10 protein-coding genes are annotated in these 12,798 nt (G+C 67.9%); 7 read left to right on the plus strand and 3 right to left on the minus strand.

Going from position 1 to position 12,798, the window contains the following annotated elements:
• Window positions 1–3: 3 nt before the first annotated feature.
• Both FSV73_RS22680 and FSV73_RS22685 read right to left on the minus strand, forming a co-directional pair.
• A complete protein-coding gene (locus FSV73_RS22680) occupies window positions 4–1,521 on the minus strand; it encodes an aldehyde dehydrogenase family protein (RefSeq protein ID WP_145011866.1) in 1,518 nt (505 codons plus the stop codon).
• Between the two features lie 2 nt (window positions 1,522–1,523).
• On the minus strand, window positions 1,524–2,414 hold the full coding sequence (locus FSV73_RS22685) for an NAD(P)-dependent oxidoreductase (RefSeq protein WP_145011869.1): 891 nt from the start codon (window positions 2,412–2,414) through the stop codon (window positions 1,524–1,526).
• A gap of 360 nt (window positions 2,415–2,774) precedes the next feature.
• Between FSV73_RS22685 and urtA the strand changes: the two genes are divergently transcribed.
• The 7 genes from urtA to FSV73_RS22720 all read left to right on the plus strand — a co-directional run bounded on the left by urtA (window position 2,775) and on the right by FSV73_RS22720 (window position 10,210).
• Complete coding sequence (gene urtA, locus FSV73_RS22690) at window positions 2,775–4,049, plus strand: urea ABC transporter substrate-binding protein (RefSeq protein WP_145011872.1); 1,275 nt, start codon at window positions 2,775–2,777, stop codon at window positions 4,047–4,049.
• 361 nt (window positions 4,050–4,410) lie between these two features.
• Window positions 4,411–5,979 (plus strand): urea ABC transporter permease subunit UrtB, encoded by a 1,569-nt coding sequence (urtB, locus tag FSV73_RS22695; RefSeq protein WP_145011875.1) that lies wholly within the window; start codon window positions 4,411–4,413, stop codon window positions 5,977–5,979.
• On the plus strand, window positions 5,976–7,055 hold the full coding sequence (gene urtC / locus FSV73_RS22700; protein WP_145011879.1) for an urea ABC transporter permease subunit UrtC: 1,080 nt from the start codon (window positions 5,976–5,978) through the stop codon (window positions 7,053–7,055). Before urtB ends, urtC begins: the two co-directional genes overlap by 4 nt.
• Window positions 7,052–7,897, plus strand: a complete 846-nt coding sequence (urtD, locus tag FSV73_RS22705; protein ID WP_145011882.1) for an urea ABC transporter ATP-binding protein UrtD — start codon at window positions 7,052–7,054, stop codon at window positions 7,895–7,897. The genes urtC and urtD overlap by 4 nt, the downstream gene beginning before the upstream one ends.
• A 165-nt stretch (window positions 7,898–8,062) precedes the next feature.
• Entirely contained in the window at window positions 8,063–8,761 is a 699-nt protein-coding gene (urtE, locus tag FSV73_RS22710; RefSeq protein WP_145011885.1) for an urea ABC transporter ATP-binding subunit UrtE, read from the plus strand.
• 146 nt (window positions 8,762–8,907) lie between these two features.
• On the plus strand, window positions 8,908–9,351 hold the full coding sequence (gene aroQ / locus FSV73_RS22715; RefSeq protein WP_145011888.1) for a type II 3-dehydroquinate dehydratase: 444 nt from the start codon (window positions 8,908–8,910) through the stop codon (window positions 9,349–9,351).
• Between the two features lie 4 nt (window positions 9,352–9,355).
• Window positions 9,356–10,210, plus strand: a complete 855-nt coding sequence (locus FSV73_RS22720) for a shikimate dehydrogenase (RefSeq protein ID WP_145011891.1) — start codon at window positions 9,356–9,358, stop codon at window positions 10,208–10,210.
• A gap of 159 nt (window positions 10,211–10,369) precedes the next feature.
• On the opposite strand, the gene FSV73_RS22725 is transcribed toward FSV73_RS22720, so the two are convergent.
• On the minus strand, window positions 10,370–12,637 hold the full coding sequence (locus tag FSV73_RS22725; protein ID WP_145011894.1) for a YgiQ family radical SAM protein: 2,268 nt from the start codon (window positions 12,635–12,637) through the stop codon (window positions 10,370–10,372).
• Window positions 12,638–12,798 lie beyond the last annotated feature (161 nt).

Genomic DNA, 12,798 nt, shown 5'->3' on the forward strand with positions numbered 1-12,798 from the left:
CTGTTACTCCAGGCTGGCGCCATAGCCGAAGCCGGCGGCAGGCACCGCAGCGGTCTCCACCCAGACGCTCTTCACCTCGCTGTATTCGCGCAGGGCATCGAGGCCGGAGGAGCGGCCGTAGCCGCTCTCGCCATAGCCACCGAAGGGCGAACTGACATGGATGGTCTTGTAGCCGTTGACCCAGAAGGTACCGGCGCGCACGCCACGGGCTACCCGGTGGGCACGTCCGACGTCACGGGTCCAGACCGCGCCGGCCAGGCCGAAGCGGCTGTCGTTGGCGATGCGGATGGCATCGGCCTCGTCCTTGAACGGAATGGCCACTACCACCGGCCCGAAGATCTCTTCCTGGGCGCAGGTCAGGCCGTTGTGGCCGGCCAGCACGGTGGGATTGACGTAGTAGCCGGTCCCGGCCGGCAGCGGCTCGACGCCGTTGGCCACGTGCCGCGCGCCTTCACCCAGAGCGCCTTCCACCATCCGCCGCACGTGGGCGAATTGCTTGGCGTTGTGGATCGGGCCGATCTGGGTCTCGGGATCGCTGGGATCCCCTACCTTGAACTGGCTGGCGGCGCGGGCCACCGCCTGGATGAAGCGCTCGTAGATGGACTCCTGCACCAGCAGCCGCGAACCGGAGACGCAACTCTGGCCGGCGCCGGAGAAGATCGCCGCCTGGGCACCGCGCACGGCCAGATCCAGGTCGGCGTCCTCGAAGACGATGTTGGCCGACTTGCCACCCAGCTCCAGCACTACCGGGATGCAGCGCTGCGCCGCGGCGGCGGCGATGTGGCGGCCGGTGGCCGGCGAGCCGACGAAGACCACCTTGCGGATGTCGGCGTGGGCGATCACCTGCTGGCCCACGGTATGACCCTGGCCGGCGAGGACGTTGACCAGGCCTTTGGGCGCGCCAGCGCGTTCCACCAGCACGCCGAGCAGCAGCGAAGTCACCGGGGTCAGCTCGGAGGGCTTGAGGATCACCGCGTTGCCGGCGGTGATGGCCGGGGCGATCTGCCAGCCGCCGGTGAAGATGGGCGCGTTCCAGGGGGTGATCTGCAGCACCGTGCCCAGGGGTTCGTAGGTCACGTAGTTGAGGTGGCTGGTGGGCACCGGGATGACTTCGCCGTGCAGCTTGTCGGCCCAGCCGGCGTAGTACTCGAACATCTCGGCGACCTTGAGCACCTCGACGCGGGCATCGCGGATCGGCTTGTTGGCGGTCAGGGATTCCAGCTGCGCCAGGGCCTCGGCTTCCTCGCGGATCAGGGCGCCGACGCGGTAGATGATGCGTCCGCGGGCCTGGGCGGTCAGGGCGCGCCATTCCTCGCGGGCCCGGCGGGCGGCGGCATCGGCGCGCTCGACCACGGCCAGGTCGGCATCGGGGTAGCGGTAGGCGAGGCTGTCGTCATGGGCGTTGCGCACCTCGACCTGCTCGCCGCTGCCGTCGACGAAGGCGCCGTCCACAAAGCTTGCGACCTGCTGGCGGTCGCCCCAGAAGGGCTTGAGCAATTCCAGAGTCTTGGCATTCATCATGATCATTCCCCCTTGCCGAACAGGTCTTCGCTGGTACGTCGCGCGATGGCGCAGAAATCCTCGCCATCGGCCAGGGTCTCGGCACTGGCCGCCCAGGCCTGGGCGGTGGCCGCGGCCAGCGGCAGCTCGAGGCCGAGTTCGGCGATGAGGTCACGGGCCAGGCCCACGTCCTTGCGCATCAGGCCCATGGTGAAGCCGGAGTCGTAGGCCTTGTTCAGCACCCAGGTGGGGAACATGCCCTGGCTGGCGGCGCTGCGCCCGGAGCCGGCGTTGATGCCTTCGATCAACTTTTCCGGGGCTACCCCGGCACGGGCGGCCAGGGTCACCGCCTCGGCGGTGGTGATCAGGTGCGCGGCGGCGAGCAGGTTGTTGGCGATCTTGGCGATGTTGCCGGCGCCCACGGCGCCGATGTGCACGCGGGTCGCGCTCATGGCTTCCAGCGCCGGCAGCGCCTTGGCCAGGGCCGCGTCGCTACCGCCGATGACCATGGTCATGGTGCCGGCCGCGGCGCCGGCCGGACCGCCGGACACCGGCGCATCGAGGAAGTCGGCGCCGACCTCGGCGAAGGCCGCGGCCATCCGGCGGCTGGTCTCGGGGGTGGAGGTGGTGGTGTCGACCACCACGGTACCCGGCCGCACCTGACCGACCAACCCCGCCTCGCCCAGGCACACGGCCTCGACATGCTCGGCCTTGGGCAGCGACAGCACGATCACCTCGCTGGCGGCGGTCAGCGCGGCCAGGTCGCCGGCGATGGCCACGCCCTGGGCAGCGACCCGCTCGCAGGCGGCGCTGGAGGGGTCCAGCCCGATGACCGACACGCCCTTGCGTGCCAGGGTGATCGCCATGTTGCCGCCCATGTTGCCGAGTCCGATGACCCCGACCTGCATGCCCATGCCTTGCTCCTCTTCTCGTTCTCGCGAATGGCTGTCGACCGACCCGGTGGCCAGCCCATGCGATCGAGTATGGGAGGCTCCAGGCATCACCACCAATACGGCATTCGGTCTTTCATGTTGCGTAAAAGGCAACGGCCATCGGCCCCTTCGCGCGAGGTAGCACCAGCATCGTGCAAGCCCTCATTGGCTTGCTCGGACCCGCCCCATACTGGTGCACAGGGAGAATCCTGAGCGATCGGTCAAGCGGCCGGAACGCAGCCCTCAAGCGGCCCCAAGCCCCCTGGCACAAATCCTGAAATGGCGATTGCCGGGCCCAGAGCCCAGCCCAACAACAGCGCACGTTCGCCAGGAGCCATTCGCATGAAGCGCCGCCCTCTTCTCAAGACCACCCTCGCCGCCAGCGCCCTGCTCATGAGCGGCCTGTTCCCCTGGAGCGCCGCCCACGCTGCGGACACCATCAAGGTCGGCATCCTGCATTCGCTCTCCGGCACCATGGCCATCTCCGAGACCTCGCTCAAGGACATGGCGCTGATGACCATCGACGAGATCAACGCCAAGGGCGGGGTGCTGGGCAAGAAACTCGAACCCGTGGTGGTCGACCCGGCCTCCAACTGGCCGCTGTTCGCCGAGAAGGGCCGCCAGCTGCTGACCCAGGACAAGGTCGCGGTCACCTTCGGCTGCTGGACCTCGGTGTCGCGCAAGTCGGTGCTGCCGGTCTATGAAGAACTCAACGGCCTGCTGTTCTACCCGGTGCAGTACGAGGGCGAAGAGATGTCGCCGAACGTCTTCTACACCGGCGCGGCGCCGAACCAGCAGGCCATCCCGGCGGTGGAATACCTGCTGAGCGAGGAAGGCGGCGGCGCCAAGCGCTTCTTCCTGCTGGGCACCGACTACGTCTACCCGCGCACCACCAACAAGATCCTGAGATCCTTCCTGCACAGCAAGGGCATCCAGGACAAGGACATCGAAGAGGTCTACACCCCCTTCGGCCACAGCGACTACCAGACCATCGTCGCCAACATCAAGAAGTTCGCCGCGGGCGGCAAGACCGCGGTGGTCTCCACCATCAACGGCGATTCCAACGTGCCCTTCTACAAGGAACTGGGCAACCAGGGTCTGAAGGCCACCGACGTACCGGTGGTGGCCTTCTCGGTGGGCGAGGAAGAACTGCGCGGCATCGATACCAAGCCGCTGGTGGGCCAGCTCGCCGCCTGGAACTACTTCGAGTCGCTGGATAACCCGGTGAACCAGAAGTTCGTCGCGGCCTGGAAGGCCTACGCCAAGGCCAAGAACCTGCCCAACTACCAGACCGCCGTGACCAACGACCCCATGGAAGCCACCTACGTCGGCATCCACATGTGGGCCCAGGCGGTGGAAAAGGCCGGCAGCACCGACGTCGACAAGGTGCGCAAGGCCATGGCCGGCCAGACCTTCGCCGCGCCGGACGGCTACACCGTGAAGATGGACGAGAAGAACCACCACCTGCACAAGCCGGTGATGATCGGCGAGGTCCAGGACAACGGTCAGTTCAACGTCGTCTGGCAGACCGAAGGCCCGGTGCGTGCCCAGCCCTGGAGCCCCTACATCCCTGGCAACGACAAGAAGTCCGACGAGCCGGTGAAGGGCGGCAAGTAACGCCTGTCCCTCTCCCCTTAGGAAGAGGGGGAGCAAAACGCCGCTCAGCGTGCAGCTCTTACCCCCTCTCCCCTGGGGAGCGGGTTGGGGTGAGGGCAAGAGGCGCGCCGAGGCCAACCGCTCTTCCCTCTTTCCCTTTGCGAGAGGACCGGGGGTGAGGGCCAAGGCACCTCCCGCCAACACCGGAAGCGCCGCAGCACCACCGCTCCGCTCTGCCTCCTCGCCCCCTGGGAGAGGGCCAGGGTGAGGGCCCGCCAGCGCACCTGGCCACACGGCCCGGTGCCTGGCACCAGAAACGAGGCCACGCACGCCCGCTCTCGGGCCCGCGCGCAGGAGCCTTTACCCACCGACGAGGCCGAGCATGTCACTACGCCTTTTTCTTCTGCCCCTGCTGTCGCTGCTCGCCGGCTTTGCCCAGGCCGGCCCCGCCGCCGACCTGGCCGCCGCCAGTCCCACCGACCAGGCCAAACTGCTGCAGGACTGGGCCGCCGCGCCCGCTCCGGCCCAGCTCCCGGTGCTCCAGGCGCTGCAGGACGGTCGCCTCTATACCGACGACACCAAGCGGCCCTTCTACAAGACCGGCGACACCTATACCGCCGCCGAGGGTGACGCCACTGCCCCCAGCGGGTCCCCCAAGCCGATCCGCCTGAACAATCGCCTGCGCATCCTCATCGGTGCCGCCCAGGCCAGCGGCCAGCTGCTCTCCGCCGATGCCAGCGTCCGCCTGGGCGCCGCCCAGGCGCTGCGCCAGGATGCCAAGCCCGAGCAGCGCGCCTTCCTGGAAAAGCGCCTGCAGACCGAGGCGGACAAGGACGTCAAGCGCGCCCTCACCGCCGCCCTGGCCAATCTCCAGCTGACCGATCCCGATCCGGCGGTGCGCCTGGCCGCGGTGCGGCTGCTCGGCGAGTCCGGCGAGCCCCAGGCCAAGACCCGCCTGCAGGCCCTGCTCGATCCGGCCGTGGAAGCCAACGAAGAGGTGCGCAAGGCCGCCGCCACCGGCCTCGCCCAGGTGGACCGCAAACTGCTGCTGGGCGATCTGCTCGGCCAGGCCTTCACCGGCCTGTCGCTGGGCTCCATCCTGCTGCTGGCCGCCCTGGGCCTGGCCATCACCTATGGCCTGCTCGGCGTCATCAACATGGCCCATGGCGAGATGCTGATGCTCGGCGCCTACGCCACCTACGTGGTGCAGCTGACCCTGCAACGCCTGGCGCCGGAATGGCTGGCCTGGTATCCCCTGCTGGCGCTGCCGGTGGCCTTCGCGGTCACCGCCGCCATCGGCATGGCGCTGGAGCGCACCGTGATCCGCCACCTCTATGGCCGGCCGCTGGAAACCCTGCTGGCGACCTGGGGCATCAGCCTGATGCTGATCCAGGCGGTGCGGGTGCTGTTCGGCGCCCAGAACGTCGAGGTGGCCAACCCGGCCTGGCTGTCCGGCGGTATCCAGGTGCTGCCCAACCTGCTCCTGCCCTGGAACCGGGTGATCATCCTCGGCTTCGTGGTCTTCGTGCTGATCCTGACCTGGACCCTGCTGAACAAGACCCGCCTGGGCCTGAACGTGCGCGCCGTGACCCAGAATCGCAACATGGCCGCCTGCTGCGGCGTGCCCACCGGCCGCATCGACATGCTCGCCTTCGGCCTCGGCTCCGGCATCGCCGGCCTGGGTGGCGTGGCCCTGTCGCAGATCGGCAACGTCGGCCCCGACCTCGGCCAGAGCTACATCATCGATTCCTTCCTGGTGGTGGTGCTGGGCGGCGTCGGCCAACTGGCCGGCAGCGTGCTGGCCGCCTTCGGCCTCGGCATCGTCAACAAGATCCTCGAGCCGCAGATCGGCGCCGTGCTGGGCAAGATCCTCATCCTCGGCCTGATCATCCTGTTCATCCAGCGCAGGCCCCAGGGCCTGTTCGCCCTCAAGGGGAGGGTCATCGATTGAACCAGCCACTCGCCCTTACCGCCGTGCAGAAAGTCGGCCCGCGCCTGAGCCTGGCCGTGCTCGGCCTGGCCCTCGCCGTGCTGCTGGCGCTGCCGCTGCTGTCCCTGCTACCGGCCGACAACCCCTTCCAGGTCTCGGCCTATACCCTCACCCTGGTGGGCAAGATCCTCTGTTACGCCATCGTCGCCCTGGCGCTGGACCTGGTCTGGGGCTACGCCGGCATGCTCTCCCTGGGCCACGGGCTGTTCTTCGCCCTCGGCGGCTACGCCATGGGCATGTACCTGATGCGCCAGGCGGCCGGTGACGGCCTGCCACCCTTCATGAGCTTCCTCTCCTGGAGCAGCTATCCCTGGTTCTGGGCCGGCACCGACCACTTCCTCTGGGCCCTGTGCCTGGCGGTGCTGGCGCCCGGCCTGCTGGCCCTGGTGTTCGGCTTCTTCGCCTTCCGCTCGAAGATCAAGGGGGTCTACTTCTCGATCATGACCCAGGCCCTGACCTACGCCGGCATGCTGCTGTTCTTCCGCAACGAGACCGGCTTCGGCGGCAACAACGGCTTCACCGGCTTCACCACCCTGCTGGGCTTCCCGGTGGCGGCCCAGGGCACCCGCGCGGTGCTCTTCCTGCTCACCGTGACGCTGCTGGTGGCCAGCCTCTGGCTCGGCTGGCGGCTGGCGCAGAGCAAGTTCGGCCGCATCCTCACGGCGATCCGCGACGCCGAGAACCGGGTGACCTTCTGCGGCTACGATCCACGCGGCTTCAAGCTGTTCGTCTGGGTGCTCTCGGCGGTGCTCTGCGGCCTGGCCGGCGCCCTCTACGTACCCCAGGTGGGCATCATCAACCCCAGCGAGATGGCGCCGACCAACTCCATCGAAGCGGCCATCTGGGTTGCCCTCGGCGGACGCGGCAGCCTGATCGGCCCGGTGCTCGGCGCCGGCATCGTCAACGGCGCCAAGAGCTGGTTCACCGTGGCCTTCCCCGAGTACTGGCTGTTCTTCCTCGGCGCCCTGTTCATCGTCGTCACCCTCTATCTGCCACGTGGCGTGATCGGCCTCATCAAGAAGGAGCGTGACGCATGAAAGCCGCCCCCGTCCCCCCGCTGGCCGCCGAGGTGCTCGACCCCGGCATCGGCGGCGAAGCCAGCGGCCTCGGCCATCGCGCCGGCCAGGGCCTGGATACCCGCCACGGCACCATCCTCAGCCTGGAAGGCATCGAGGTCAGCTTCGACGGCTTCAAGGCGCTGCGCGACCTCAACCTCTACATCGGCGTCGGCGAATTGCGCTGCATCATCGGCCCCAACGGCGCCGGCAAGACCACCATGATGGACGTCATCACCGGCAAGACCCGCCCGGACCGCGGCACGGCCTGGTTCGGCGAGACCCTCGACCTCACCCGCCTGCAACCGGTGGAGATCGCCCAGGCCGGCATCGGCCGCAAGTTCCAGAAGCCCACGGTATTCGAAGCCCTGACCGTCTGGGAAAACCTGGAACTGGCGCAGCGCACCGACAAGTCGGTGTGGGCCAGCCTCCGCGCACGCCTCACCGGTGCGCAGCGCGATCGCCTGGAGGAGGTGCTCACCACTATCCGCCTGCAGGAGTCGCGCGGCCGCACCGCCGGCCTGCTCTCCCACGGCCAGAAGCAATTCCTCGAGATCGGCATGCTGCTGGTGCAGGAACCGCAACTCCTGCTGCTCGACGAACCGGTGGCCGGCATGACCGACGCCGAGACCGAATTCACCGCCGAACTGTTCAAGTCGCTGGTACCCCGGCACTCGCTGATGGTGGTGGAGCACGACATGGGCTTCGTCGGCAGCATCGCCGACCACGTCACCGTGCTGCACCAGGGCCACGTCCTGGCCGAGGGCTCGCTGGACCAGGTCCAGGCCAACGAACAGGTGATCGAGGTGTATCTGGGGCGCTAGCGCCGCGCCGACAAACGCCTACCCGTAGGTTGGGTTGAGACGGCTCCACCGTCGAAGCCCAACGCTGTTTGAGGTGGCGCGTTGTTGGGCTTCGCTACGCTCAACCCAACCTACGTCCGGCAGGCGCACTGCCCGCCCGGACCCGCTCAAAAGGCCGAGGCCCCCATGCTCCAGGTCAACGAACTCCATCAATACTACGGCGGCAGCCACATCCTCCGTGGCCTGTCCTTCGAGGCGCCCATCGGCGAGGTCACCAGCCTGCTCGGCCGCAACGGCGTCGGCAAGACCACCCTGCTGCGCTGCCTCATGGGCCTGATCCCGGCCAAGCGCGGCAGCGTCACCTGGGAAGGCCAGGACATCACCGGCCGCAAGCCGCACCAGCGGGTGCAATCCGGCATCGCCTACGTGCCCCAGGGCCGCGAGATCTTTCCGCGCCTCACCGTCGAAGAAAATCTGCTCATGGGCCTGTCGCGCTTTCCCGCCCGGGAGGCGCGCGAGGTGCCGGAGTTCATCTACGAACTCTTCCCGGTGCTCCGGCAGATGCGCCAGCGCCGCGGCGGCGATCTCTCCGGCGGCCAGCAGCAGCAGCTGGCCATCGGCCGCGCCCTGGCCAGCCGCCCGCGCCTGCTGATCCTCGACGAACCCACCGAAGGCATCCAGCCCTCGGTGATCAAGGAGATCGGCACCGTCATCGCTCACCTGGCCAAGCGCGGCGACATGGCCATCCTGCTGGTGGAGCAGTTTTACGACTTCGCCAGCGAACTGGCCGATGGCTACCTGGTGATGTCCCGCGGCGAGATCGTCCAGCGTGGGCGTGGCGCCGACATGGAGGCCGAGGGCGTGCGCGGACTGGTGGCGATCTAGCGGGCCAAGGTCGATAATCGAACGTTTCCGCAGCCTGCCCCGGCGCCCGCCCAGCCGAGTCGATTGACGAAATTAACCGGCTGGTACATTTTCTCTCCAGCGCCGGGCAGTGCCTGCCCGGCAAGACAACAAGAGAGAAAGCTGTCATGTCCTCCCGTCGCATCCTGGTGCTCAACGGCCCCAACCTCAACCTGCTCGGCACCCGCGAACCCGCCACCTACGGCCACGAGACCCTGGCCGACGTCGCCCGGCTATGCACCGAGACCGCCGCCGAACGTGGTTACGAGGTGGATTTCCGCCAGACCAACCACGAAGGCGAATTGCTCGACTGGATCCATCAGGCCCGCGGCGCCTACGCCGGGGTGGTGATCAACCCCGCCGCCTGGACCCATACCTCGGTGGCCCTGCGCGACGCCCTGGTGGCCAGCGAACTGCCGGTCTACGAGGTGCACCTGTCCAACGTTCATCGCCGTGAGGCCTTCCGGCATCATTCCTATGTCTCGGGCATCGCCGTCGGCGTCATCTGCGGCCTCGGCAGCCAGGGCTATCGCGCCGCCATCAGCGCCCTCATCGCCCACCAGGGAAACTAACGCCATGACCGCACCCAAATCCGTCCTCGCCGGCCTCATCGGCGCCGGCATCCAGGCTTCGCTGACACCCGCCATGCACGAACGCGAAGGCGACGCCCAGGGCCTCAGGTACCTCTACCGCCTGATCGACCTGGACGCGCTCGGCCTCACCGCCGACGCCCTGCCCGAACTGCTGCAGGCGGCCCAGCGCACCGGCTTCACCGGCCTCAACATCACCTTTCCCTGCAAGCAGGCGATCATTCCGCTGCTCGACGACCTCTCCCCGGAGGCCCGTGGCATCGGCGCGGTGAATACCGTGGTGCTGGCCGACGGCCGCGCCGTGGGCCACAACACCGACTGCCTGGGCTTCGCCGAAGGCTTCCGCCGCGGCCTGCCGGACGTGGCCAAGCGCCTGGTGGTGCAACTGGGCGCCGGCGGCGCCGGTAGCGCCGTGGCCCATGCCCTGCTCGCCGAGGGCGTCGACCAGCTGTTCATCTTCGACGTCGAGGCCGAGCGCGCCCAGGTCCTGGTGGACAACCTGACCCGTCACTTCGGCTCCGGCCGCGCCGCGGTCGGCACCGACCAGGCCGCAGCCCTGGCCGCCGCCGACGGGCTGGTCAACACCTCGCCGGTGGGCATGGCCAAGCTGCCCGGCCTGCCCTTGCCGGCCGAGCTGCTGCACCCCGGCCTGTGGGTCGCCGAGATCATCTACTTTCCGCTGGAAACCGAACTGCTGCGCCACGCCCGCGCCCTCGGCTGCCGCACCCTCGACGGCGGCACCATGGCCGTGTTCCAGGCGGTCAAGGCCTTCGAACTCTTCAGCGGCCGCACCGCCGACGCCAATCGCATGCAGGCCCACTTCGCCGAATTGCGCGGGTAATCCTCAGCGTTGGGCTTCGCTGCGCTCAACCCAACCTACGCCAGGCCCCGGTAGGTTGGGTTGAGACAGCTCCACCGTCGAAGCCCAACAACCCCACGCCTGATCTAACGCCCATAAAAAAGGGGAGGCCTCGGCCTCCCCTTTTCTCCTGCCCTCGCCTCAGCGCGGCATGTTCGGCTGGCGGCGCGACTTCTTGCGCGGGCCGCCCTTGGCGTAGCCGGCGGCCTGGCCTTCCTGGCCCTTGTCCCAGGCCTTGCTGCCGTCGCTGGCGCGCGGCGGCAGGCCGGTATGCTGGGTGAGGATGCGGCCGCCACCGGTGCCGGTCTTCTTGCTGCCCACCGGGGTGGAGTTCTTGCGCCGGGCGCTCTGGTAGCCGCCATCGCCCACCGGCTGGGTGGCCGGGATCAACTGGTGCTTGCCGGGCCCGATCAGGTCGGCGCGGCCCATGCGCTCCAAGGCCTCGCGCAGCATCGGCCAGCCCTTGGGATCGTGGTAGCGCAGGAAGGCCTTGTGCAGGCGGCGCTGCTGGTCGCTCTTGACGATGGTCACACCGTCGCTCTTGTAGGTGACCTTGCGCAGCGGATTCTTGCCCGAGTGGTACATGGCCGTGGCAGTGGCCATCGGCGAGGGATAGAAGGCCTGCACCTGGTCCGCGCGGAAGCCGTTGCGCTTGAGCCACAGGGCGAGGTTCATCATGTCCTCGTCGGTGGTGCCCGGGTGCGCGGCGATGAAGTAGGGGATCAGGTACTGCTCCTTGCCCGCCTCCTTGGTGTACTTCTCGAACATCTGCTTGAAGCGGTCGTAGCTGCCGATGCCGGGCTTCATCATCTTGTCCAACGGACCGCGCTCGGTGTGCTCGGGCGCGATCTTCAGGTAGCCACCGACATGGTGGGTGACCAGCTCCTTGACGTACTCGGGCGACTCCACGGCCAGGTCGTATCTCAGCCCCGAGGCGATCAGGATCTTCTTCACCCCCGGCAGCGCCCGCGCCTTGCGGTACAGCTCGATCAAGGACGAGTGATCGGTGTTGAGGTTCTCGCAGATGCCGGGGAACACGCACGACGGCTTGCGGCAGTGGCGCTCGATCTCCGGGTCCTTGCAGGCGATGCGGTACATGTTGGCGGTCGGCCCGCCGAGGTCCGAGACCACGCCGGTGAAGCCCGGCACCTTGTCGCGCATCTCCTCGATCTCGCGGATGATCGAGTCGTGGGAGCGATTCTGGATGATCCGGCCTTCGTGCTCGGTGATGGAGCAGAAGGTGCAGCCACCAAAGCAGCCGCGCATGATGTTCACCGAGAAGCGGATCATCTCGTAGGCCGGGATCTTTTCCTTGCCATAGGCCGGGTGCGGCACCCGCGCATAGGGCATGCCGAACACATAGTCCATTTCCTCGGTGGTCATGGGGATGGGCGGCGGCGTGAACCAGACGTCCACCTCGCCATGCTTCTGCACCAGGGCGCGGGCGTTGCCCGGATTGGTCTCCAGGTGCAGCACGCGGTTGGCGTGGGCATAGAGCACCGGGTCGTTGCGCACCTTCTCGAAGGACGGCAGGCGAATCACCGTCTTCTCGCGGGTCATGCGCGGGCTGTCCAGCAGCTGCACCACCTTGGCTTCGTTGGGGTCCTCGACCTCACCCTTGGCCTGCTCGATGGCGCAGGCCTCGGTGTCCTGCGTATTGACGTAGGGATTGATGATCTTGTCGACACGACCGGGGCGGTCGATGCGGGTCGAATCGACCTCGAACCAGCCCTCGGGCGTATCGCGGCGGATGAAGGCGGTGCCGCGCACATCGGTGATGGACTCGACCTGCTCGCCGCGCGACAGCCGCTGGGCGATCTCGACCACCGCCCGCTCGGCGTTGCCATAGAGCAGGATGTCGGCGGTGGCGTCCATCAGGATCGAGCGGCGGACCTTGTCCTGCCAATAGTCGTAGTGGGCGATCCGGCGCAGCGATGCCTCGATGCCGCCGAGCACCACCGGCACGTGGCTGTAGGCCTCCTTGCAGCGCTGGCTGTAGACCAGGCTGGCGCGATCCGGGCGCTTGCCGGCGACGTTGCCCGGGGTATAGGCATCGTCGGAGCGGATCTTCTTGTCGGCGGTGTAGCGGTTGATCATGGAGTCCATGTTGCCCGCGGCCACGCCGAAGAACAGATTCGGCTCGCCGAGCTGCATGAAGTCGTCCTTCGACTGCCAGGCCGGCTGGGCGATGATGCCCACGCGGAAGCCCTGGGCTTCCAGCAGGCGGCCGATGATGGCCATGCCGAAGGACGGATGATCGACGTAGGCGTCCCCGGTGACGATGATGATGTCGCAGCTGTCCCAGCCGAGTTGGTCCATTTCCGCCCGACTCATGGGCAGGAACGGCGCCGGACCGAAGCACTCGGCCCAGTATTTCGGATAGTCGAACAGCGGCGTGGCGGCTTGCATGGCAGCTTCCGGGAAAGGGGTGTTTTGGGAGGGCGCGAAGAATAGCACAAAAAATGACCAGTTCAGCCCCCGGACATCGATTGCCTTTGGCTATCGGGCGGCTGCCTTCGCCCTGCCCTCACCCCAACCCTCTCCCCGGGGGAGAGGGGGCAAAAGCACCT

This window comes from Pseudomonas oryzihabitans (assembly GCF_007665395.1).
Taxonomy (GTDB): domain Bacteria; phylum Pseudomonadota; class Gammaproteobacteria; order Pseudomonadales; family Pseudomonadaceae; genus Chryseomonas; species Chryseomonas psychrotolerans_C.